General features: G+C 37.0%; 25 protein-coding genes and 1 other annotated feature. All 25 genes read left to right on the top strand.

The annotated features are described in order from the left end of the window. Positions 1–9 precede the first annotated feature (9 nt). Positions 10–525 (top strand): nucleotide-binding protein, encoded by a 516-nt coding sequence (locus tag LFLEISCH_RS00635; protein ID WP_007471934.1) that lies wholly within the window; start codon positions 10–12, stop codon positions 523–525. A 105-nt stretch (positions 526–630) separates the two neighbouring features. Then, positions 631–1,188 (top strand): hypothetical protein, encoded by a 558-nt coding sequence (locus LFLEISCH_RS00630; protein WP_007471933.1) that lies wholly within the window; start codon positions 631–633, stop codon positions 1,186–1,188. After that, the gene (locus tag LFLEISCH_RS00625; RefSeq protein WP_159099749.1) at positions 1,110–2,015 is read left to right on the top strand and encodes an O-antigen ligase family protein; all 906 of its coding nucleotides are present in this window, start codon (positions 1,110–1,112) and stop codon (positions 2,013–2,015) included. The genes LFLEISCH_RS00630 and LFLEISCH_RS00625 overlap by 79 nt, the downstream gene beginning before the upstream one ends. Further along, positions 2,012–2,809: a hypothetical protein gene (locus LFLEISCH_RS00620; protein WP_007471928.1), complete on the top strand. Its 798-nt coding sequence runs from the start codon at positions 2,012–2,014 to the stop codon at positions 2,807–2,809. Before LFLEISCH_RS00625 ends, LFLEISCH_RS00620 begins: the two co-directional genes overlap by 4 nt. Before the next feature lie 98 nt (positions 2,810–2,907). Further along, a complete protein-coding gene (locus LFLEISCH_RS00615; RefSeq protein WP_007471926.1) occupies positions 2,908–3,540 on the top strand; it encodes a DUF6270 domain-containing protein in 633 nt (210 codons plus the stop codon). Then, on the top strand, positions 3,537–4,565 hold the full coding sequence (locus LFLEISCH_RS00610; protein ID WP_007471924.1) for a CgeB family protein: 1,029 nt from the start codon (positions 3,537–3,539) through the stop codon (positions 4,563–4,565). The genes LFLEISCH_RS00615 and LFLEISCH_RS00610 overlap by 4 nt, the downstream gene beginning before the upstream one ends. Before the next feature lie 130 nt (positions 4,566–4,695). Next, positions 4,696–5,121 (top strand): 50S ribosomal protein L11, encoded by a 426-nt coding sequence (gene rplK, locus LFLEISCH_RS00605; RefSeq protein ID WP_007471922.1) that lies wholly within the window; start codon positions 4,696–4,698, stop codon positions 5,119–5,121. A gap of 33 nt (positions 5,122–5,154) precedes the next feature. Continuing rightward, positions 5,155–5,844 carry a 50S ribosomal protein L1 gene (gene rplA / locus LFLEISCH_RS00600; RefSeq protein ID WP_007471919.1) on the top strand — a complete coding sequence of 230 codons (690 nt, stop codon included), beginning with the start codon at positions 5,155–5,157 and terminating at the stop codon, positions 5,842–5,844. Positions 5,845–5,891: 47 nt separating this feature from the next. Continuing rightward, positions 5,892–6,031 (top strand) — a sequence feature (ribosomal protein L10 leader region). Between the two features lie 46 nt (positions 6,032–6,077). Continuing rightward, on the top strand, positions 6,078–6,578 hold the full coding sequence (rplJ, locus tag LFLEISCH_RS00595) for a 50S ribosomal protein L10 (protein ID WP_007471917.1): 501 nt from the start codon (positions 6,078–6,080) through the stop codon (positions 6,576–6,578). A gap of 54 nt (positions 6,579–6,632) precedes the next feature. Continuing rightward, positions 6,633–7,001, top strand: a complete 369-nt coding sequence (gene rplL, locus LFLEISCH_RS00590) for a 50S ribosomal protein L7/L12 (protein ID WP_007471915.1) — start codon at positions 6,633–6,635, stop codon at positions 6,999–7,001. Positions 7,002–7,157: 156 nt separating this feature from the next. Continuing rightward, complete coding sequence (locus tag LFLEISCH_RS00585) at positions 7,158–7,538, top strand: BlaI/MecI/CopY family transcriptional regulator (protein WP_007471910.1); 381 nt, start codon at positions 7,158–7,160, stop codon at positions 7,536–7,538. Then, entirely contained in the window at positions 7,535–9,469 is a 1,935-nt protein-coding gene (locus tag LFLEISCH_RS15685) for a M56 family metallopeptidase (RefSeq protein WP_007471908.1), read from the top strand. The genes LFLEISCH_RS00585 and LFLEISCH_RS15685 overlap by 4 nt, the downstream gene beginning before the upstream one ends. Positions 9,470–9,625: 156 nt before the next feature. Beyond that, complete coding sequence (locus LFLEISCH_RS00575) at positions 9,626–10,291, top strand: DUF1266 domain-containing protein (protein WP_007471906.1); 666 nt, start codon at positions 9,626–9,628, stop codon at positions 10,289–10,291. 20 nt (positions 10,292–10,311) lie between these two features. Further along, positions 10,312–10,797, top strand: a complete 486-nt coding sequence (locus tag LFLEISCH_RS00570; RefSeq protein WP_007471904.1) for a DUF1307 domain-containing protein — start codon at positions 10,312–10,314, stop codon at positions 10,795–10,797. Positions 10,798–10,892: 95 nt separating this feature from the next. Next, positions 10,893–11,492: a class I SAM-dependent methyltransferase gene (locus LFLEISCH_RS00565; protein ID WP_007471902.1), complete on the top strand. Its 600-nt coding sequence runs from the start codon at positions 10,893–10,895 to the stop codon at positions 11,490–11,492. A gap of 218 nt (positions 11,493–11,710) precedes the next feature. Then, positions 11,711–12,592: an ABC transporter permease gene (locus LFLEISCH_RS00560; protein ID WP_007471899.1), complete on the top strand. Its 882-nt coding sequence runs from the start codon at positions 11,711–11,713 to the stop codon at positions 12,590–12,592. A gap of 13 nt (positions 12,593–12,605) precedes the next feature. Beyond that, complete coding sequence (locus tag LFLEISCH_RS00555; RefSeq protein ID WP_007471897.1) at positions 12,606–13,529, top strand: carbohydrate ABC transporter permease; 924 nt, start codon at positions 12,606–12,608, stop codon at positions 13,527–13,529. A gap of 61 nt (positions 13,530–13,590) precedes the next feature. Beyond that, complete coding sequence (locus tag LFLEISCH_RS00550) at positions 13,591–13,995, top strand: DUF624 domain-containing protein (RefSeq protein ID WP_007471894.1); 405 nt, start codon at positions 13,591–13,593, stop codon at positions 13,993–13,995. A gap of 225 nt (positions 13,996–14,220) precedes the next feature. Continuing rightward, entirely contained in the window at positions 14,221–15,933 is a 1,713-nt protein-coding gene (locus LFLEISCH_RS00545; protein ID WP_007471892.1) for a sensor histidine kinase, read from the top strand. Continuing rightward, positions 15,933–17,417, top strand: coding sequence for a response regulator transcription factor (locus tag LFLEISCH_RS00540; RefSeq protein WP_007471890.1), 1,485 nt, complete (start codon positions 15,933–15,935; stop codon positions 17,415–17,417). Before LFLEISCH_RS00545 ends, LFLEISCH_RS00540 begins: the two co-directional genes overlap by 1 nt. Before the next feature lie 11 nt (positions 17,418–17,428). Next, positions 17,429–19,030, top strand: a complete 1,602-nt coding sequence (locus tag LFLEISCH_RS00535; RefSeq protein ID WP_007471888.1) for a beta-N-acetylglucosaminidase domain-containing protein — start codon at positions 17,429–17,431, stop codon at positions 19,028–19,030. Between the two features lie 116 nt (positions 19,031–19,146). Continuing rightward, positions 19,147–19,428, top strand: coding sequence for a hypothetical protein (locus tag LFLEISCH_RS15680; protein WP_241432850.1), 282 nt, complete (start codon positions 19,147–19,149; stop codon positions 19,426–19,428). A gap of 130 nt (positions 19,429–19,558) precedes the next feature. Then, a complete protein-coding gene (locus LFLEISCH_RS00530) occupies positions 19,559–20,599 on the top strand; it encodes an ABC transporter substrate-binding protein (RefSeq protein WP_241432849.1) in 1,041 nt (346 codons plus the stop codon). 668 nt (positions 20,600–21,267) lie between these two features. Then, the gene (locus LFLEISCH_RS00525) at positions 21,268–22,056 is read left to right on the top strand and encodes a hypothetical protein (RefSeq protein WP_007471887.1); all 789 of its coding nucleotides are present in this window, start codon (positions 21,268–21,270) and stop codon (positions 22,054–22,056) included. A 114-nt stretch (positions 22,057–22,170) separates the two neighbouring features. Beyond that, positions 22,171–22,629: a hypothetical protein gene (locus LFLEISCH_RS00520; protein ID WP_007471885.1), complete on the top strand. Its 459-nt coding sequence runs from the start codon at positions 22,171–22,173 to the stop codon at positions 22,627–22,629. Positions 22,630–22,687 lie beyond the last annotated feature (58 nt).

Raw genomic sequence — 22,687 nt, 5'->3', positions numbered from 1 at the left:
AGTTGACCAATGGAAAAAAATTCGAACGAGAACCAAATGTCCATGAATCGCATTATTCAGGAAAAATTTTCGGCTATTCAAACGAATATTCAATATATGCATAGGCAAGATGATGTTTTTCGTACCGTGGCCATCACGTCATCGAATAAAGGCGAAGGAAAAACTTTTTTTAGTACAAATTTTGCTAAAACCTATGCCAATTTTAAACAAAAGGTGCTACTCATTGATGTAGATTTTTATTCCCCAAGCCTAACGAAACAACATCGTTTAAAAGGGAGGAGTGGCTTGTCAAATGTGCTGACGGGACGCACGGAATTACAGGATGCGGTGTATCCATTTTCGGACGATTTGGATGTTTTGCCTGTAGGTGCTATTCCGCCGAATCCACTTGAATTACTCCGAGTACAAGGGCTTTCTGGCTCATTGAAGAAGCCTGTACGCTTGGTTACGCCTATATTATTTTTGATTGTCCGCCGATTAATTTATTTACGGATTCGCGTATTGTCGCGTCTTCTTGTGACTTAGGAATTTTAGTTGTAAATAACAACAAAACGAAAGAGGAAGAACTCGCTTTAGCCAAAAGTTTATTAGATAAATCGGGTGTGAAAGCTGTTGGCGCGGTGCTAAATAATGTTAAATACAATAAAAAGAAATATGACTATTATGGCTATTAATAAAACAGTTCTTGGCCTTGCCTTTATTTTCATCAGTTTAGTGACCGCCGTTTATCCGCTTTTTCTTCTCCCCGTTTTAATCATCGCGGCGTGCCTATTTATTATCGATATTCCACTTTCCCGGATAACGTATTTTTTATTTTACGTGATTTTAATTAGCGCAATACTAGGCCCCTATTTAAGTGTTCCGGGACTTTCTGGCCTATTTTTATTCCGCATCGCGATTTTGCTCCATTTCTTTCTCTTTTTGTTTGAAAAAAAGGACTTAGCGCAGTTCGCCTTGTTAAAATTACCGCTCGCCGGTTTTGCGCTATGGATTTTATACGCCGTAATCACTCTCATTTGGAGTCAGGATCCGCAATTAAGTGTGCGTGCCATCTATTTTCAACTTGAAAGTTTTATATTATTTTTCTTTGCATTTATTATGTGCGAAAAGTGTCTGATATTAAAAAAATGTTGCTATGGATTATGCCACCCTTTATTTTATCCATTGGGGTTGGCTGTTATGAAATGATGAGCGGGAATCATTTATGGTATTCGGGCCTAAGCGAAAACGGCTATCCAGATTTTCGACCCACAGGACTACTCACTAATACAAACGATTTTAGCTCCTATTTATCCATTTATTTCCCAGCCTTCATTTATTTGCTCCTTCAAAAGAAGACGTGGGTGCGGACTTTCATCGCTTTAAGTAGCGCCGCCGTTTTATTTTTCTTAGTTGTCGCAACGGAATCGCGCACGGGTCTTATTGCCTTTTTGATTACCATCGTTTTAATCATTATTAAATTGTACACGAAACAAATTGCGCTTTTTCTCTTTTTTATAGGAACGTGTGTGGTGAGTATTTCGCTGCTTGTGATGAAGCTTTTCCAAACACAGGAATTCAGTTATTTTGTAGGCAAGCAAACTTCAACAGATCAGCGGCTCCTCATTTATGAAACGGCACTAAATGTGGCCAAAGAAAGTCATTTTTTAGGTGTTGGGATGGGAGTTGTTCCGAAGTATATATTCGAGGCGCTTTATGGGACGGTAAATATATCAGCTAATATCACACAAACGATGAGCGCGCATAATTTTTGGTTAGCTCAATTAGCGGATATTGGCGTTTTAGGCTTAGCGTGTTTTTTAATCTTTTTTGTTTGGCTACTCCACCAGGCGGTTAAGTTGTTTTTCACGGAAAAAGGGCTTTTGGCTGGACTTCCGTTATGTATCATTATTGCTTTTATTGCAATTTCAATTGGTAGCAGTAGCATTTTTGAAATGCGCGTTGTGTGGCTAGGAATAGGCCTCGCGCTTGCCATTGTTCATTTAAATTTAAAGAAAAAGGAAGGGGATTTATGAAAAAAAGATGTATTGGGCTTTATTTTAAAATGATTAGTCGAACGTTTAAATCTAGCACGAGCGTTCAATATGCGCTTAAAACGAGACGTTCGCATGACACATTAGTTATTGTATTTAGTGCGTTTTCAAGAGTGGGGCTTCCTGCCACTTACAATTATATGGCGACAACGAAGGAAGTGGCAGCTGACCGCCTCTTTATTTTGGACGATTTTGGTTATAACAAACAAGGGGGCTACTACTTATTTCATAAGGGCACAAGGGCGCCGGAGACCGTGGTAACAGAATTGATTGAAAGTATCATAGCACAGAAAAAATACCGAAAAGTTATCTGCGTGGGAACGAGTAAAGGCGGTTATGCGGCTCTGTACTACGGATTGAAATTAAAAGCAAATGCGGTCATAGCAGGTGCCCCGCAATACTTTCTAGGTGATTATTTGACAGATATTCCCGAAAAAAACCCAACCTATAAAGGTATGGTGGGGGAAAAAGAGGCATATTCCGTCCCGTATTTAAATCGCTTGTTACAAGATAAAGTGCTGGAAGAACCTAAATTCCCAATCGATTTTTATATTCATTATTCATGTAATGAACACACCTTTAGGGAACATATTGCCGATTTGATTCAAGATTTAAAAGCAAGTGGATATCCGCTTACGTTAGACGAACAAAAGTATTACAAACACCAAGAAGTGGCTTATTATTTTCCGCCTTTTTTTAAAACGAACACTAAAAAAAATCATCGAGGAGTGATGCGTTATGGTACAAAAAATTGGTGTAGTCGGAACCTGTTTTAGTCGTAAATTTTTTAAACTCGAGCGCCTATTTTAATCCGGGCTACAAAACGCATTATCAAGTGTCGTTTACACAGTTTCACTCCTCATTCATTGCGTTAATGACAGACCCATTTTCCTTTCAAATTGAGAACTACAAAGATATTCCTTCTGAAAAAAAGCCCTTTGTTAAAACTGATTTTGAAAAGAGTTTTTTTCAGGCATTAGAAAAAGAACAGCCGGACTTTTTACTCATCGATTTATATACAGATGCGCTAAAGGAAACTGCTTTTGTATCAGACCATCAAGCGATTACCATTTCGCCCATCATTGAACAAAGCCAAATTCGAAATGATTTGCCGATTAAAAAGATTATTAGCCAAACGGATTGGCCGCTTTTTTTGGCGTATTGGATGGATGCCATCGAACGTTTTAAAGAAGCAATTTCACCGTATTTACGCGAGGAACAATTGATTTTAAATTGCGGCAAGCTCACGACACGCTATTTGGATTCAGGCGGCAAGGCGCAACCTTATAAAAATGTGTCAAAGCTTGAACAGTACAATAGGGTTTGGCGCGAGCTAGATCGCTGTTTTTTGACTGTTTTTAAAAAAGCGAAAGTCATTAATATGTTGGAGGAAAAGTATATTGGGGATGTGCGCTACCCGTTTGGACATTCGGTTTCGCATTATGAGTCGGCTTATTATAAAAAGTTATATCAGAAATTTAAGGAAGTAACGGGGTGCTATGAATGAATAAAAAGACGGTTTTATGCGTGGGGGCCACGTTTCAAGGCGCCAATAGTTTATCACTGTTCCGAGGTTTTCGTGCATTAGGATATCAAGTAACAGCAGTTTCGACGGATGATTTATTTTATAACTATTCACTTGCTGAACGTGCGTACATGCGTGTTATGAGCAAGCCACTTAAACATAAATATCAACAATTTAATGGTGAAATTAGACGGCTTTTAAAAGTTCAAACACCTGAACTTTTATTTGTCGTAAAGGGGTTATGGGTTGACCCGGAAACAATTGATGTAGCGAAAAAACTGGGCGTAAAAACGATTCATTTTCATCCCGATTTTTTATTCGATGACAGATATCATACATCCAAAGTGCTAAATGATGCCATCACAATGTATGATGTGGTTGTCACGCCAAAGTCAACAGAAGTGATGAAGTACCGTAAGCATGGCTGTTCAAGTGTGCTACAAATCCAATATGCATTCGATCCGGAGATTCACAGACCAGTCGTGCTAAGCGATGCTGATAGAATGCGTTATGGCGCTAGCTTTACTTTTGTTGGGCGGATGGAGCGTCAGCGGGCTTTATGGCTAAATGAGATTGCGAAGGAAGATTATTGGTTAAAAGTATGGGGAACCAATTGGCAGAAGCTTCCTTCTAAAATGAAACTGCGTAATTATTGTATGTTTCAAGGTGTTTATACGGAAGATATGGCAAAAGTTTTTGGGGCTAGTGATGTGGCGCTTGGCTTTTTGACGCATCTGTCAGATGAACAACATACAGCACGAACGTTTGAAATCCCAGCTTGCCGTGGATTTTTATTAACAGAACGCACGGAAGAACAAAAAGCTTTATTTAAAGAAGGCGAGGAAGCGGACTTTTTTTCAAATACTGAGGAACTTTTAGAAAAAGTGGCCTTTTATCACGCGAATCCGGCAAAAAGGGAATTCATTCGGCGAAAAGGGTACGAAAAGGTCCTGAAGCTAGATGCTACGTATACGCGTCGTATACAAGAAATATTAGCTTTCAAATAGTGGAAAAAGCCTTGCATCTTCGGCTTTAAAGTGGTATCATATTTAAGTACGTTTTTGCGTATGTTTTGACGTGGGAGGGGAAATCTTAATCCCCATTTAACCACAGCACGGACTTAAGGAGGTATGTCTCGTGGCTAAAAAAGTTATTAAAGAAGTTAAACTTCAAATTCCAGCAGGGAAAGCAAATCCTGCACCTCCAGTTGGACCTGCACTAGGTCAAGCTGGCGTAAACATTATGGGATTCTGTAAAGAGTTTAACGCTCGTACAGCCGATCAAGCTGGTCTTATCATTCCTGTTGTTATCAGTGTATTTGAAGACCGTTCGTTTACGTTCATCACGAAAACTCCACCAGCTGCAGTATTGCTTAAAAAAGCTGCTAAAGTGGAAAAAGGATCTGGTGAACCTAACCGTAACAAAGTTGCAACTGTAACTCGTGCTCAAGTACAAGAAATTGCTGAGCTTAAAATGCCTGACCTAAATGCTGCAAACGTTGAGTCTGCAATGCGTATGGTTGAAGGTACAGCTCGTTCTATGGGATTCGTAGTAGAAGACTAAGAAAAGCAATTTGAACAATAAGGAGGAAAAGAAATGGCTAAGAAAGGTAAAAAGTATCAAGATGCTTTGAAAAAAGTAGATACAACAAAAGCGTATTCTGTTGAAGAAGCAGTAGCGCTTGCTAAAGAAATTGATTTCGCCGGTTTCGATGCAACTGTTGAAGTAGCATTCCGTCTTGGCGTAGACCCTAAAAAAGCGGATCAACAAATCCGTGGTGCCGTAGTATTACCAAACGGTACTGGTAAAACAGAGCGCGTTTTAGTTTTCGCTAAAGGAGAAAAAGCAAAAGAAGCAGAAGCTGCTGGCGCTGATTTCGTTGGAGATGCTGAATTCGTTGAAAAAATCAATCAAGGTTGGTTTGACTTTGATGTTATCGTAGCTACACCTGATATGATGGGTGAAGTTGGTAAATTAGGCCGTGTCTTAGGACCAAAAGGTTTAATGCCAAACCCTAAAACTGGTACAGTTACAATGGACGTTACAAAAGCAGTAAATGAAATTAAAGCTGGTAAAGTGGAATATCGTGTTGATAAAGCGGGTAATATTCACACTGCTATCGGTAAAGTTTCATTTGATACTGATAAATTAATTGAAAACTTCCGTACTATAAATGATGTGTTACAAAAAGCGAAACCAGCTGCTGCAAAAGGTACTTACGTGAAAAACTTAAGCGTAACAACTACTTTCGGACCTGGTATCCAAGTTGACCCATCTTCTTTATAAAATGGACTTGACGACCTAGTAAATCTTTGATAAGATTTACTAGGCTTAAAAAATGAATATCCTTACCGTAGACAGCAGGTACGCTTTTGCGTTTAAAATGGCCCGCCGAGGATTTAGATGAACAAGATAGTCTTATCTTGTGATTTTACCCTTGCTGTTACGGTGGCAAGGGTTTTATTTTGTTCGCGAAACAAAGCCGTTTTGGCGTTTAGATTATGGACGGAGGTGTAAAAATGAGTAAAATTTTAGAAGCTAAACAAAGTGCAGTTGATGAAATTTCAGCTAAACTTTCAGATAGCGTATCTACAGTTATCGTAGACTATCGTGGTCTTAATGTATCTGAAGTGACTGAATTACGTAAACAATTACGTGAAGCAGGCGTAGAATTCAAGGTATACAAAAACACATTAGTTCGTCGTGCAGTAGAAGCAAAAGGTTTTGAGGGACTTGAAGAAGTTCTTACTGGACCAAACGCTATCGCTTTCAGTAATGAAGATGTTGTTCTTCCAGCTAAAATTTTGAATGACTTCGCGAAAGATCACGAAGCACTTGAAATTAAAGCAGGTATCATTGAAGGGAATGTTTCTTCTCTTGATGAAATCAAAGCTCTTGCAACACTTCCATCACGTGAAGGACTTTTATCTATGCTTTGCAACGTACTTCAAGCTCCTGTTCGTAACCTTGCTCTTGCTACAAAAGCAGTTGCGGATCAAAAAGCTGAACAAGAGGCTTAATTACCGGGTTTTAACCCAATAAAAAAATTAAAACAATAATGGAGGAATTTTAAAATGGCTTTAAACATTGAAGAAATCATTGCTTCCGTAAAAGAAGCGTCTGTATTAGAACTTAACGATTTAGTAAAAGCAATCGAAGAAGAATTTGGCGTAACTGCTGCTGCTCCTGTAGCTGTAGCTGCTGCTGGTGCTGCTGGTGGCGCTGCTGAACAAACTGAATTCACAGTTGAATTAACTTCTGCTGGAGATTCTAAAATTAAAGTTATCAAAGTGGTTCGTGAAATCACTGGTCTTGGCTTAAAAGAAGCTAAAGAATTAGTTGATAACGCTCCTAAAGCTCTTAAAGAAGGTGCTTCTAAAGAAGAAGCTGAAGAAATCAAAGCTAAACTTGAAGAAGTTGGCGCGAGCGTAGAAGCAAAATAATAATGACCAGAACCTTAGAAGTTTTTCTAAGGTTCTTTTTTATTAAATAATTTTAAACTGGTAAAAGCAATCGCTTAAATGCCAGTTTATTTTTTTCTGTCCTTTACTGGAAAACCGTGCTAATATAAGAGTAGAAAGTTTTTGGAGGGCTATGTTATGCATAAACAAATATCTAAATCTGAACTCGAGGTAATGAAAGTTGTATGGCAATTTGGCCGAGCGGTTCAGTATGCTGAGGTAGCTAAAGAGTTGGAAGAAAATGGCTTTACATGGAAGAAAAATACAATCCTAACCTTTTTGGCCAGGCTGGTTGAAAAAGATTTCATACGTGTAAAGAAAGTTGGACGTAAAAATGAGTATTATGCGCTTTTAAGCGAGAAAGAATATTTAAATAAGCAAACAGAAACCTTCATAGAAGATGTGTATGAGGGAAACGTAAAGGGCTTAATCACGAACCTAGTTCAAAAAGATTTGATTTCACAACAAGACATTGAAAATTTACAACAATTTTGGAAAAGGAAGAAATCTACTGAATGAATATTTTACTAAAAATGCTTTTATCCATGTCTATCGCATCTGTTATTTTAATTCCGCTAGTTTGGTTTTTAAAAAAAGTATTCGGTCAATTTTTAACTAAAAGAAAAAGCTATTACGCTTGGGGCGTTGTGTTTTTCTTTTTAATTGTACCGTTTGCTTTTTTCTTCGTGCAAAAAAACACTGAATTTTTATGGGGAACTCCGAGTGAATTTGCAGGGTTAACCTCTATGGTTATTGGCCAAAATGGTATTGAAGTGGAGCGAAGCACACAAGCAGTTATTTTTCAGTTTATAATGGATTATGTGTGGGTGTTATGGCTAATGGTTGGCCTCATCATGCTTGTGTACCGAATAGCTTCTTATCGAAATTTTAAAAAGTTTGTTATTTCAGGCGCTCATTATATTGAGGAACCGGATGAACTTGATATTTTAGCGGAAGCGATGGAAACCATTGGGCTTAATAAACCGGTTGAAGTTATGATTAATCCGCTTATTTCTTCACCCGTTTTTTTTGGATTCCGACGGGAAATCATTGTGTTACCGAGCACCTCTTTTTCCAAAAAAGAGTTGTATCATATTTTTTTACATGAATTAGTGCACTGTAAATCTAAGGACATGTATGTGGTTTTTCTTGCTCAAATTTTCACCTGTATCTACTGGTTTAATCCGCTTATGTATTGGATGATTAGGCAACTGGAGCGCGACCGCGAATATGCGTGTGATGAAAGTGTTTTATCTTATTTACCGGCTCGGGATGCCCTCAGTTATGGGGATACGCTACTACATTCCATTGTGAAATCGGGAACTTATAAAGAATCGCATGCGGCGGTTTCTTTGCATGAAAACGCAAAAATGTTAAAAGAGCGATTAGAGGCTATTGCATCTTATAAAAAAGGGAAAAAAGGCTATATTTCTTTCTTATTATTACTTATTTTACTTACTTTAATAGGTATATTGCTTAACTTTTATGAGGCTAAAGCTTTTATTTATGAGAAAAAGCAGGGGATTGAAATTAAAAAGGAAGATACTTCCAAAAAAACGGAATTTAGAGCGATTGACTTACAAAATGCCAATCAAGATGTTACGATTCGTAAAGGAAAGACTGAATCATTTGACCTCACAACTTATGATGAAAATAGTAAAGCTGAATTAGTCGTGAAAAATGGAATTTTAATGTACAAAAACGCAAATCCAAATACGCAATCCGCTATTATAATTACAATTGATGCGGATAAGGTCTATGATAGCTTATCTATTCAGACGACTGGGACGCAAATTAAAATTTCGGATATACACACGAAAACGATGCGTATTAAAGGCGGCGTGATTATAGCCCATTTTAATCAAATCAAAGCAGATACAATAAACGTCACAACAGGATCTGCTAATGTGCATTTAACGGACAGTGAGGTAAATAAAGGGATGAAATTTAATGGGAACAATGCCCTCATCCATTTTGAAAAATCGAGCTTTAATAATCTTGAAATGACTTCTTTTTTATCAGCGAAGTTAAATGATTTGAATGTTCAAGGTGGCTTATCTATTAATAGCGGTGGCCAATTAGATGCTAGAAATATAACGACCGATACGTTAAAACTTATTGCCGGAAATTCTGGCAATATGAAATTCCAAAATACATTTGTTAAAAAATCTTCGGAGTTCCAAGACAATGAAAGTATGTTACTACAATTTGATGGTGTTTTAAATGGGCAAACGCGCATGTCAATTGGACCGTCCCAAACTAAATTTGTCATTCGGGACAAGATGCAAAAGTATGCGATTGACGCGCAGTCTAGTCAAGCTGACACATTTATTTTAAACCAAAGTATAGTGAACTATCCGTTTACACAAAATTTATCGGCACCGAATAATATCACACTTACGAATGATTCACCCTTTAATAATAATTTTAATTTATCATTTGAGGAATAAAAGATTAAAAAAGTTATCTTTTTCTATTTAATGAAGAAGGTAACTTTTTTTACGTTCCTATAAACAAGGAAAAAATAGTTTAAAAATCTTATTGACACAAAGGACTACATGTTGTAATATTTTCTTGTAAAGTATTACAAAAGAGGATGTGGCATAATGGGTTTGTTTGGTAAAAAAGAAGTAATTATTCCAAGTGAATATGAGCAATTTAACAAGTTTTCAGAGGATAAAGAACGATTGTTATGTGTAGGAAGTTCAACTACGGAATGTAAGCATAAAGTGGAAGCGAAGGTAGCGGGAGGGAATAGACATTTAAAGTTATATTATCCGAAAAATCGTGGTGAAAAAGTTAAAAAATACTGGTTACCGATGTTCAATATTTATGATGAACATTCTGCCATGAGTTTGATTTCAAGCTGGATTGAAAATAATGACTATACAACTTCTATTTCAGAAGCTCATTCAAGAGGTGTGAAAAAGGAAATCCGTAAAGCGGCTCAAAAGTTTGGTTACGATGATACAGCACTACTCGAATCTGCCGATAAAATCACAACCTGTGGCGCGTTTGATTTAGAACGCCTTGGTTATATCGTAAGAGTTTGTTATTCTTTAGGATTAATTAGTGAACAACAAGCATGGATGTGCCTTGAAAAGCTACGAGAAGAAGCGGAACTTAATTTTGCAAATTGGGATGATTATATCGTTAGTTTTCTAAATGGCCAAGAGGGACTCGGAACAAACTGGTATAGTGATACTCATATTTCTTATATCGAGTTACGTCAAGATAGTCAAAGTTTCATCAATCGCTATCCATTAGCTTAAAAATTTTGTGGGGGAAAAGTATGAAAAAGATTCTAAGTTTTGTAATTGTAGTCATTGCTGTGTTAGGCGTTTTAACTGCTTGTGGGAACAATGAAAAGAAAGCAAATATCGAAAAAGATGTGTATGTTTTGAACCTAAATGGTGCAGATTTAGAAGCGACATTTCACCATGATGGAGATAAGTTGAAAAAAGTTGGGCAAAAAATGACATATCCACTTTCCTATTTTGGTGTAAAAGAAGGGGAGAAGCTGGATGACGCGACGAAAAAGAACTATGAGAAACAGGCAAAAGAACAATATAAAGCCTATGAAAATGGCAAGGGAACATCGCTAAAATCGGAATTTACAGATGAAGCTCTGACAATTGAAATGTTTGTAGATCTTGAAAAAGCAGATGAGGCTCAAATCTCAAGCTTATTACAAGGAACTTCAGATGCGAAAAATGTAAGTTACAAAGAAACGGTTTCGGCTTTCGAAGCACAAGGATTCAAGAAAAAGGAATCCTAATCAATCACAGGTTTGTTAAAAATTTTAGGTTAGTAACTCTCCCAGAATCTCTCTTCCTGTGGTATATTTAATGAAAGAGAAATGGGGGAGGAAACTTGACGAAACATTATTTTTCAAATAATCATGATTTAGAACATAAACGTAAACATTTCAATTTTAACCTTCGCGGACATGAACTTAAATTTATAAGTGATGCGGGTGTTTTTTCAAAAAATGCAGTAGATTTTGGCTCACGTGTTTTAATTGAAGCTTTTCAACTGGATGTAGTTAGCGGACGCATTTTAGATGTAGGATGCGGCTACGGACCAATTGGACTTGCTGTTGCAAAAAGCTATCCAGATGTGACAGTCGAAATGATTGACGTAAACGAACGAGCGCTTCTACTTGCGAAGGAAAATAGTGTTTTAAATGATATTCAAAACGTGCGGATTTATGAAAGCTCCGTATATGAAAAAGTCACGGGGAATGATTATCAGGCGATTTTAAGTAATCCACCTATTCGAGCGGGTAAAAAAATTGTTCACGCCATTTTAGAAGAGGCGTATGAGCATTTGGCTAGCTCCGGTGAATTATGGATTGTCATTCAGAAAAAGCAAGGTGGTCCCTCAGCGGCTAAAAAAATGGAAGCTGTTTTCGGCAATGTGGAGACGGTGGTAAAAGATAAAGGGTACTTCATTTTTAGAAGTATAAAATAAATTCCGAAAGATTCTTGTCAGGTTGTGGCAGGAATCTTTTTTTGTTTGGTCATTATAAATTATATAGTTCGTCCTTTTTTATCTATATTTTGTATCTTTTGGGAAATTTTTTCTTTGGCTAAAATAAAGATACACGAGAAACTGTTTTTCAGAAGAGAGGGAGAAGGTTATGAAAAAACTGGGACGCGAATTTATGAGAAATTAAAGCCTTTTTAGCGATGTGTTTGCCCGGCTTTATTTGGTTAATTATTTTCTTCTATATTCCTGTTTTAGGTAATGTTGTCGCGTTTAAAGACTTCCATTACGCTGCTGGAGGGTTTATTGAAAGTTTGAAGGAGAGTCCGTGGGTCGGCTTTGATAATTTTAAATTCCTATTTAGTTCAGACAATGCCTATTTAATTACACGTAACACAGTTCTTTACAATGTGGCGTTTATTGTATTAGGTCTTATTGTTGCGGTTATGATCGCGATTATTATGAGTGAGTTGCGTTCGAAAAAACTAATTAAAGTGTATCAAACCTCCATGTTACTTCCTTACTTTTTATCATGGGTTGTTATTAGTTACTTTGTTTATGCTTTCTTAAGTCCGGATAAGGGCCTTTTAAATAGCTTAATTGTAGCTAACGGAGGCGAAGCAATTAGCTGGTATACGGAGCCGAAATACTGGCCATATATCTTAATCTTCATGGGAATATGGAAAGGGGTCGGCTACAACAGTATTATTTATTTTGCGACCATCATGGGAATTGACCCGACTTACTATGAAGCGGCTCAAATGGACGGGGCAAGTAAGTGGCAGCAAGTGAAAAATGTGACGTTACCGCAATTAGTTCCACTCATCACCATTTTATCCATTTTGGCAGTGGGAAATATTTTCCGAGCAGACTTTGGTTTGTTCTACCAAATTCCGCGAAATTCAGGCGCGCTTTATGAAGTGACTTCTGTACTTGATACATATATTTATAACGGACTGACAAGTACTGGAGATATTGGTATGGCGGCTGCGGCAGGGCTTTATCAATCGCTCGTTGGTTTTGTTCTCGTTGTTGGCACGAACTTAATTGTCCGCAAATTTGATCCGGAATCTGCACTTTTCTAGGAGGGAGTAAATAATGAAAGAGAAAAAAATCAAGATTTCAGAAGTTAGACATCGCACTTTCGGGAAAAAAACGAATTTACTCTTTTCCATTTTAATTGGTTTATTCGCCTTTACATGTGTGTTTCCGCTCATTTTTGTTATGATCATTTCCTTAACGGGAGAAAATGCACTTGTAACAGATGGTTATCAACTGTTTCCTTCTGAGTGGAGTTTTGATGGGTACCGCTATTTATATGAAATGAAAGAACAAATTTTACAATCGCTTCTTGTTACGGTTGTTGTAACCGTTGTAGGAACAATTGTTAATGTGAGTTTTACCTCTACATATGCGTATGCGATTTCTAGACCGAATTTTAGATGGCGCCGTTTCTTAACTATCTTTGCGCTTATCACGATGTTATTTAGTCCTGGTATGGTACCAAACTATATTGTCATGACGAACATGTTGCAATTAAAAGATACCATTTGGGCGCTTATTTTACCGATGGCACTAAGTCCATTTAATATTATCGTCATGCGTACATTCTTTAATCGTTCTGTACCCAATGCGATTATTGAATCCGCCCGTATTGACGGGGCAAGTGAAATTCGTATTTTTGTTAAAATCGTACTTCCGCTTGCTGTTCCGGGGATTGCGACCATTAGTTTGTTTGCGGCACTTGGATACTGGAATGACTGGTTTAATGCGTTACTTTATATCCAAAGCGACAATTTAGTGCCACTCCAATATTTACTTATGAAAATTCAGGCGAATATTGATTACATGGCACAAAACGCCGGTATGAGTAGCAATATGGCCGGGGGAGCGGCAAGTATACCGCGAGAAGCCACTCGAATGGCGATGGTAGTTATTTCCACACTGCCAATCGCACTCAGCTATCCGTTCTTCCAAAAATATTTCGTTCGCGGAATGACAATTGGTGGCGTAAAAGAATAAGGCCGTTTAGGGAGCAGTTCGTTCTGCTTCCTTTCTGGCGTTTTTAAAAGGAGAGAGAATTATGATTGGACGTGCAATCGAGCAAATTTTTATTCGTTGTTATACCGTAATCAAATTAAATATTATTTTTGTCGGGCTGATGTTTTGCGGTGGCATAGTTTTAGGCGTTGGCCCCGCATTTTCTTCTATTACGCAACTAGCCTTTGAAGAAGGCTTTTCCTACAAAGAGATCACTTGGAAAAAAGCTTTTTCGCTGTTTAAAGAGGATTTTAAACGTGGGAACGCACTGTTTTACCTATTTGCAGGTGCATTTATTCTGCTTGCCTATAATTTGTTTTTAGTCGTACAAATGAAAGGTATTGTCTTTTTTGTCATTACATTCGTTTTAGCGTTTTGTTTATGCGTTTTTATTTTTAGGCTACTTTTTCGCTCTTATCACCAATACGCGCTACGATACGACATTTAAAAATATTTTAAACTTAAGCATTATGGCGTTCTTTAGTAATTTTTTTACATTAATTAAAATGATATTGGGCTTTGCTGTTATTGCATTTTTGACTTACAAATATCCTGCTTTATTACTATTTGGTATGGAAGCTATTGCAATCTTTTTTACCCTATTTATTACCCGCGGAGTTTATGAGATGATAAATAAGAAGTTTGAACTGGAATAAAGGGATGTGGGAGTTTTGTGAAAAAGAAAAATGTATTTATGTATTTACTCAAGTGGTATGCCGTCATCTTAATTGTTGGAATTACAATTTTTGGAGCCTTTGTCAGTTATTTTATCTATGAACGTGATCAAAAAAACGCGCAAACAGCTGCCAATCAATCAGCCGGACATGTAGCAGATATTATTTCGGGAAAAAATTCTAAATTAGAGTTGATTACCCGCGATTTATTAAGCAACCAAGCCAAAGTAGATAGTATGCATCGCTTTTTTGAAATGAATAGTGAAGATTATTTAAATTATAGTCTCCATGCTGAGGCGAGCACAGAATATAATTATTTGCCGCTTCGATTACGAGAAATTTATTATGGCGATGAAACAGTGCAATCTATCGCTATTTCCCTCGTAGATGAAAAACAGGTACTCTATTCAAATTTAGCTAATAAAAATGGTTATTTAGTAGATACTGTGCCGCAAGAAGAAAATGGGGTTAGATTACAGAAAAACTTGTTAAATCCGGCAACGCTAGAAAAAATGGGGGATTTTTATCTAACATTGCGATCAAAAGAATTTAAAGAAACCTTGTCCACCTACGGCGAGGACTTGCCTGTTTCGTTATATATTTTAACGGAGCAAGGAAATTTAGTATTTGACTATCAAATGGATTCAAAAGACGAAAGCAAAGAAGTTTTGGAAGCGGAATTGCCGAAAGGGACTTCAAAAGCGCTGGAGACACTTCATAAAGATTATTTTGTGAAGCATGTGACGCTCTCAAATGGTTATCAAGTTGTGACGCTCATTTCGAATCATAATGTCTGGTTTTCTATGCAAAATTCACTTATTTTCTTGTGGGTGGGTGTGATTTTGTTAGATTCATTGCTTATTTGGGCGCTATATAAAATTTTCTCTAAGTATAATCGGCAGGTAAAAGGAATTTTATATTCAGTAGAAGATGTTTCAAATGGGAAATTACATGCGCGAATTGATGAAAGTAGTAAGGAAGGGGAACTCTACGCGATTTCGCATGGGGTCAATGCGATGCTTGATAGTATTAACCAGTATATAAAGGATATTTACGAACTGGAAATTGCTCAAAAAGATGCCAATATGCGTGCCTTGCAGTCACAAATTAATCCGCATTTTTTATATAATACGCTAGAGTATATTCGCATGTATGCTGTAAGTTTAGAGGCGGATGAGCTGGCGGATGTAGTTTATGCGTTTGCCGCACTCCTTCGAAATAACATTGCGCAAGAGAAAACGACAACGGTTGCTGCAGAACTCGACTTTTGCGAAAAATATTTTTATTTATATCAAATGCGCTATCCAGATCGCTTGGCTTATTCGTTTTTAGTAGCAGATGAAGTGAAAAACGTACAAATTCCAAAATTTATCATTCAACCATTACTCGAAAATTATTTCGTGCATGGTGTGGATTATACACGAATTGATAATGCAGGTAGTTTAAAGGCTTACTTGGAAAAAGATGAGGTTGTAATTGTTGTAAAAGACAATGGTATGGGGATGCCAATTGAAAAGATGTCGGAATTACAAGAAGAACTTTTAAAAGATAATTCTCTTATAGAAGGAAAATCCATTGGTATAAAAAACGTGAACGAAAGAATGCGCGGCTTTTTTGGAAGCCGTTATCATATGAATATGATGCGAAATGAAACGGGTGGCGTAACGATTGAAATTCGCTTTCCTTTCAATAAACAAAGGGGTGAGTTCTAATGTACCGGGTTCTGTTAGTGGATGACGAATATATGATTGTAAATGGGTTGAAAAAGTTGATTTCTTGGCAAGAATTTGGTTTTGAAGTAGTTGGAACTGCAGCGAATGGACAGGAAGCGCTTGATTATGTTAGAAAAAATCCAATTGATTTAGTTGTTGTGGATGTAAATATGCCTGTGTTATCAGGAATTGACTTTGTTGCAAAAGCACGTGAAGAAGGCATTCCATTCCGTTTTATTATGCTTTCAGGATATCAAGAATTTCAATATGTAAAAGATACGCTTAAACTTGGAACCGAAAACTATTTATTAAAGCCAGTCAATAAATCGGAAATGGTGGAAACGCTCCAAATGGTTATAAAAGCTTTAAAACAGGATGAGCAAGATGAGCGTGATCAGGGCTATCTTGCGGAATATTTTATGTTGAGTTGGATTCATGGAGACATTATTTATAGCGATTTAAGTACATATTTAATTGAAAATAAGATTGATGTATTAAAGGAAAACTATACGGTTATTTTTATTAAACGCGGTCCGGAAGAAACGCAAATTCAAGATTATTTAGTAGCAGAAAGCCAGCCACTCGTTCACTATGCGCTTGAAATCGACATGTGGTTACTGATTTATTTAGGAGATAAAATTCCACTTAAAGTATTTACGCAAAAGATGAAGGAAGATTTACATTTAGAAGATGCGGATTTAGTTGTTGGGGAAACGGTCGCGGATATGAAAGATGTACCTTCAAGTTACGATAGCGCACTCGGTTCAAGTAGGCTTCATGAATTTTATGATTTCAACGATATGAAAAACGCAGGCGTTGGTGATGTGGATGCTCGTGGGGCTTTGCCTAGTATTTCCTTTGTTGAATTTAATAAAGCCTTGTCACTTCGAGATTTTGAAACGATTCAAGGTGAAATTGAAGTGATTTTTGCGAAATTACGTGCAGCAGCAGCGAGGCCAGACTACACGAGGCATATTATATTTCTGATTTTTATTGACTTATATCGCCAGTTTGAAGGATTAAGTGAGGAATTTTATCAAAACCAGGCGGAAAAGATTACATCGGGCCTTAATTTTGAAGAACTGGAACCGGTGATTTGGGACACGATAGAAGAAATTAGAAGTAGTAAGGGACGCAGAATGTATTCTCAGCATGTTCAAGATGTCATTGAAATTGTTCAAGAAGAGTATCACCTTGCCCTATCGCTAAAAGAGATTGCCGGTAGGATTCATATGAACACCATGTATCTTGGTCAACTTTTTAAAAAAGAAACGAATAAAAGCTTTTCCCAGTATTTACACCAATATCGTATTAAACAGGCGCAAAGTTTCTTAGTTGATACAGCTATGACCATCAGTGAAGTAGCTGAGAGAACAGGCTATACGAGTGCCGGCTATTTTTACAAAAGTTTTAAGAAAATCTGTGGGATTTCGCCAAAAGAGTTTCGTGAGGAGTACCAAGCGAATTTCGACCCAATTGAATAGGAGGAAAAACCGTGAAATACAAAGAAAACTACTTAACAGGCGAATATCTTTCGTTTAAAAAAGGAGAACTTCAATTACGCTTAGAAAGCCGCTTTATTCGCTTTGGCAAGCCAGAAGATGTCCCTTATGGAACAAGTTATCCGCGAGACTTATTTGTCATTTTGCCGGGAGACACGGAAGAGGTGTGCGATTTAACACTCCGTCACAAATTTGACCGCGGGATACTAGGCGACGGATTTAAACTTGAAGTTGGAAGAGAAATGGTCACCATCTCTGCGTCTTGCAGGCGCGGTATTCGGTACGGGATGGAAGCGTTTATGGAGAAAATCGAATGGCGTGATGAAATGATTTTTGTACCGCTTGGGGAAATCAAGCACGTGCCCTCTTTGTCAGTTCGCGGTATTGTGGAAGGCTTTTACGGGATACCTTGGCAACACGAAGACCGTTTAGAAGCTTTGCGTTTTATAAGAGACCATAAGCTGAACACGTATATGTACGCGCCGAAACATGATACGCTTGGTCGCATGAATTGGCGTGAGTTTTATCCAAAAGAAGAACTTGCGCTTTTTAAGGAATATATAGACTTTTCAGCGGAATGGGACATTGATTTTTACTATATGATTAGCCCGGGAAATGATATTGACTACACAAAAGAGATTGATTTAGAGGCTCTTTTTGCGAAATTAAAGCAACTCGTGGAAGTGGGCGTCACGCATTTTGGTTTGCTTCTCGATGACATTGATTATGTGCTGAAAGGGGCAGCAAAAAAGCGTTTTAAAAGCCCCGGCGTGGCGCATGCCTATTTAGTTCGCGAAGTGGATGCCTTTTTATGTGACACACTTGAAACTTACGAACTAGTAGTCTGCCCAACAGAATACGATAACGGTTTTGATTCGCCCTATTTAGAGGAGCTTGGTGCACATACGCCGTCTGAAATCCCGTTTTTCTGGACAGGCCCTGAAACGCTCGCACATGCCATTACAACAACAGATATAAAACAGATGAGTGAAATATTCGGGCACCCCATTATCATTTGGGACAACACGCCCGTGAACGATTTTGAAGCCGATAAAAAACAGTTTTTTCTTTCTCCTTACGAAAATCGGACGCTGTATTTGGCGGAAAACGGAGCAGTTGGTCTTGTCGCTAATCCAATGCCCGCGCTCGAACTTTCTAAAATCACGCTTCATCATATGAGCCAGTTCGCCTGGTTTCCCGGCAGTGAAAATTTTGATGCCGCCTTATCTGAATTTGCGGGAGAATTCTTGCCAAGTTTTCGCATTTTCACCGCGCACAATTTAAATACCCGCGTTCATTTTGGCCTGTCGCTTCGCCATCAAACGCTACTACGCGAAAAAAATATCCATGGAATCACGAGTGAAGTAGAAAAACTCGTCTTGGCTCTCCGTGAGCTAAAAAGCCTACCCAATTCGCGCTTTCAAATTGAAACTGCACAGTGCCTAGAACGCGCCGAACGGGAACTCCTTTTAGCCCAAGCGATTGTAGAGGGTGACATGAAAAAAGCGGATTTAATTGCGTTAGAGCTTTCGGAAATGGACTATCAAACGAGTTCGAACTTGCCGTATCGGTTTTATAAAAACTATAGTTTATAGCTTTTTCTATATAATTTATACCTTTTTGGAAGGAGGGACAAATAGTATAATTTTTCCTAGAAAGCGTTTTCTTTACTAGGAATAAACTATATATTTTAAGAGGAGTGGAAGGAAAAATGAAAAAGTGGATAAAGGTGTTAACTACAGGAATTCTTGCAACAGTCCTTCTTGTTTCACTATCGGCGTGTGGGTCGTCTGATTCCGTAAAAGGAAGTGACAAAGATACCATCGTCATGTATCAAATTGGGGATAAGCCAAAGGAATTTGATACGTTACTTGCTAAAGCGAATAAAGTCATTGAAAAAGAAACTGGAGCTAAACTTGATATGCGCTTTATTTCATGGGGAGACTATGATAAAAAAATGTCAGTAATGGTATCATCTGGTAGAAAATTATGATATCGCTTTTGCTAATAACTATGTCATCAACGCCCAAAAAGGAGCTTACGCCGACTTAACAGAGCTCCTTCCGAAATACGCTAAAGAAGCTTATGATCAACTAGATCCTGCTTATATAAAAGGGAATACTGTGAATGGAAAATTGTATGCGATGCCTGTAAACGGCAATGTGTTCGCGCAACAAGTTTTAACATTCAACAAACAATACTTGGATAAATACAATTTAGATGTATCAAATGTCAATACGTATGCTGACTTAGAGCCATTACTTGCGGTTATTAAGAAAAACGAAAAAAATGTTATGCCGCTTGCTGCCGGACAAGGCTTTAAAGTAGAGGCACAATTAGAATATCCTATCGAAAATGGTATGCCATTTGCCGTTGACTTAAAAGGCGACACAACAAAAATTGTAAACCAATTCGATACAACTGAACTACGTGACAACTTACGTGCTATGCATAAACTCTATAAAAAAGGTTATATCGCGCAAGATGCAGCAACAAATACAACAGAATACCCTCTTGATGGTGGTACATGGTTCGCTCGTCAAGAAACACAAGGACCATACGATTATGGCGATACTTTATTAACACAAGTTGCTGGGCAAGAACTAGTTTCACGTCCAATTACAACACCAATGAAAACAAATGCTCAAGCTCAAATGGCAAACTTTGTCGTTTCAAGTAACTCTAAAAATAAAGAAAAAGCTGTAGAAGTTCTCGGTGTGCTAAATTCTAATCCAGAAGTACTGAATACGCTCGTTTACGGAGAAGAAGGTAAAAACTGGGAAAAAACAGACAATGATCATGCAAAACTTCTAGATGGATATAAAGCAAATAATCATTTATCTGCTTGGAATACAGGGAATAACAAAATTCTTTATCCGACTGCTAACATCACAGAAGATATGATTAAAACACGCGACGATTCAATTAAAGCGGCAAAACAATCACCGCTACTCGGCTTTAACTTAAATACAGATGCAGTAAAAACAGAGCTATCGAACATTGCGAACGTGATGAATCAATATATTGATGGCTTAAACACAGGAACATTAGACCCAGATAAAGCAATTCCAGAGATGAACAAAAAACTTGAAAAAGCAGGCTATGAAAAAGTAAGAAAAGAGCTACAAAAACAATATGACGCATTTTTAAAAGAAAATAAATAATGATAAAAGCACCTTTTTAACGAAAGGTGCTTTTAGATTGTGTACAAATGGGGGACTCGCATCTAATAAAATATAATATGTATCAACTCACTGGGATAGTGAGGTTCTTTAGACTCTAGCGCCTTTTAATAAAGGGTGCTTTTTTTGTAGAAAGAGATTTCTAGCTGAGGACCAATGTTAGTCATTATTTTAAACTGTAACAAAATGTTCACAAAAACTGGCTCATTTTGAAAAGACTCACACAAAAGCTGGGTTCAAAAAAACTAGGAAAAATTGTAAAATGTGTTTTAGGCAATGAGAGAGGATGCTGTTTGATTCTAGGTTTCAATCATTTAACAAGTTATTGTTAGGATGGAGATGAGCGTATTACTGCAAAACGGATGTAGATAGAATCATTCCCTTATCAAAATAAGGCCAAGTTATCTTAAATAAAAGAACATTGCATACAGGTTTGTGAAAGTTAATTGATGAATTATATCGGCGTAGAATTTAGTGTTTATTCAGATGATTCTGAAATTAATAAGTGTTTAAAATTACGCCGGTTTTTGACTACAGGTCTCGGAAATACCGTATCGTAAATCAATTTGACAAGTGCATATGAATCGGGATGTTGCTCCAGCTACTGAAATTAAATTATTCCAAAACTAGAAAAGGTGTGAGCTTTAAAGATGAAGGAATTTTTAGTTCGAAAAATAAAACGAATGATTATCAAAATTTATATGGCCTATTCCAAATTATTTGAGAAGACTTTTAATAGTGAAAAATGTGATTTAAAATATCTTCTTTTTAAGAAAAAGAAAACTAAAAAATTACTTGTTATTTTTTCCGCATATCCGGGAGAAGGACAAAAAGCGCGTTATAATTATGTGGTTAAGTTTAGAAACCTCAGAACGTCTAGACTTTATATCTTAGATGACTTTGGTCCAAAAGAAAAAGGTGCTTATTACCTTGGGGCTAATAAAGAGTTTTATATAGAAAAAGCTGTTCATGATTTGATTGAAAAAGTAAGAACCGACCTTCAAGTGGACAAAGATAATGTCGTCACATGTGGATCGAGTAAAGGTGGTTACGCAGCAATTTATTTTGAAAATAAATATAATTACGGTGCTTCTATTTCTGGGGCTCCTCAAATTCTGTTAGGTGATTATCTATATATCGATAAGCATCAACCGTTACTTGAGTTTATTATGGGAGGCGTGACAGAGAAAAATCGCCTCGAGTTAAATGATAAAATGCTAGAAACGATTGCTCAGAAAAAAGGTAAAAGTAAAATATCTATTCTAGTTAGCACGCTAGATGGCATGTACGAAGATCATGTCCAAAAACTATCCGTTTTTGCGCAAAAAAACAATATTCATGTTGATGTGAGTATTAAAGATTATAAAAAACACAGTGATATTGGGCTATACTTCCCGAAGTATGCTATTAATGAATTTAATTCATATTTCAATCAGTAAGAAATGATTTATTAAAAAAGCCAAAACGAGGTAATTTCTTCGTTTGTATAATATTATTTGTTAGTGAGTGCCACTTATGGCACTTACTAAAGAGATAATATAAAGGGAGAATCTATGAGGAAATATGATTTTGCTAGCCTATTTGGTTTTATGATAGTTCTAGTGATGGTAGCTTTAATCGTGATGGTCCCTATTGGCATTGTGATTGTTATTTTTAATTTAATCGAATATATCCCTCGAATTCAGCTCCACATAAGCACGTGGCAAGGAAGGGTTTTTTACGGTGTTATTTTTAGTATTGCCGCTTTTTTCTTTGATTTTATTGTGGATTGCATTGTGGAATCAGTACTAGGACCAACAAAAAAACTGTTTGAGAAAATTACATGTGTGTTTATCGGACTTTTTTCTTCATTCTGTTTTGCATGGTTATTTGCAGTAGTTACAAAAACAATCAGTGGATCACCCTTAGGATTTGTATTCTTAGGCATTTATTTATACATTTGTACATTCATTGCTGATTTGCTTTTTGAAAAGATTTTTAAAAAAAGAGATAGACATGGACAAAGGAATTAAAATGTATGGTTGATTTGAGCGTTTTAATAGGTATTTTAAGTAAATGATAAGTTACAAA

The organism is Listeria fleischmannii subsp. fleischmannii LU2006-1 (genome assembly GCF_000344175.1).
Lineage (GTDB): Bacteria > Bacillota > Bacilli > Lactobacillales > Listeriaceae > Listeria > Listeria fleischmannii.
The sequence above is the reverse complement of the archived record's forward strand: the minus strand, read 5'-3'. Positions and strand labels throughout refer to the sequence as shown.

Excerpts from the sequence above, each read along its gene's own strand:
- LFLEISCH_RS00635 (WP_007471934.1), top strand. The coding sequence starts at position 10 with ATGGAAAAAAATTCGAACGAGAACCAAATGTCCATGAATCGCATTATT.
- LFLEISCH_RS00630 (WP_007471933.1), top strand. The coding sequence starts at position 631 with ATGTTAAATACAATAAAAAGAAATATGACTATTATGGCTATTAATAAA.
- LFLEISCH_RS00620 (WP_007471928.1), top strand. The coding sequence starts at position 2,012 with ATGAAAAAAAGATGTATTGGGCTTTATTTTAAAATGATTAGTCGAACG.
- LFLEISCH_RS00615 (WP_007471926.1), top strand. The coding sequence starts at position 2,908 with ATGACAGACCCATTTTCCTTTCAAATTGAGAACTACAAAGATATTCCT.
- LFLEISCH_RS00610 (WP_007471924.1), top strand. The coding sequence starts at position 3,537 with ATGAATAAAAAGACGGTTTTATGCGTGGGGGCCACGTTTCAAGGCGCC.
- rplA (WP_007471919.1), top strand. The coding sequence starts at position 5,155 with ATGGCTAAGAAAGGTAAAAAGTATCAAGATGCTTTGAAAAAAGTAGAT.
- rplJ (WP_007471917.1), top strand. The coding sequence starts at position 6,078 with ATGAGTAAAATTTTAGAAGCTAAACAAAGTGCAGTTGATGAAATTTCA.
- rplL (WP_007471915.1), top strand. The coding sequence starts at position 6,633 with ATGGCTTTAAACATTGAAGAAATCATTGCTTCCGTAAAAGAAGCGTCT.
- LFLEISCH_RS00585 (WP_007471910.1), top strand. The coding sequence starts at position 7,158 with ATGCATAAACAAATATCTAAATCTGAACTCGAGGTAATGAAAGTTGTA.
- LFLEISCH_RS15685 (WP_007471908.1), top strand. The coding sequence starts at position 7,535 with ATGAATATTTTACTAAAAATGCTTTTATCCATGTCTATCGCATCTGTT.
- LFLEISCH_RS00575 (WP_007471906.1), top strand. The coding sequence starts at position 9,626 with ATGGGTTTGTTTGGTAAAAAAGAAGTAATTATTCCAAGTGAATATGAG.
- LFLEISCH_RS00570 (WP_007471904.1), top strand. The coding sequence starts at position 10,312 with ATGAAAAAGATTCTAAGTTTTGTAATTGTAGTCATTGCTGTGTTAGGC.
- LFLEISCH_RS00560 (WP_007471899.1), top strand. The coding sequence starts at position 11,711 with ATGTGTTTGCCCGGCTTTATTTGGTTAATTATTTTCTTCTATATTCCT.
- LFLEISCH_RS00555 (WP_007471897.1), top strand. The coding sequence starts at position 12,606 with ATGAAAGAGAAAAAAATCAAGATTTCAGAAGTTAGACATCGCACTTTC.
- LFLEISCH_RS00550 (WP_007471894.1), top strand. The coding sequence starts at position 13,591 with ATGATTGGACGTGCAATCGAGCAAATTTTTATTCGTTGTTATACCGTA.
- LFLEISCH_RS00540 (WP_007471890.1), top strand. The coding sequence starts at position 15,933 with ATGTACCGGGTTCTGTTAGTGGATGACGAATATATGATTGTAAATGGG.
- LFLEISCH_RS15680 (WP_241432850.1), top strand. The coding sequence starts at position 19,147 with ATGAAAAAGTGGATAAAGGTGTTAACTACAGGAATTCTTGCAACAGTC.
- LFLEISCH_RS00525 (WP_007471887.1), top strand. The coding sequence starts at position 21,268 with ATGAAGGAATTTTTAGTTCGAAAAATAAAACGAATGATTATCAAAATT.
- LFLEISCH_RS00520 (WP_007471885.1), top strand. The coding sequence starts at position 22,171 with ATGAGGAAATATGATTTTGCTAGCCTATTTGGTTTTATGATAGTTCTA.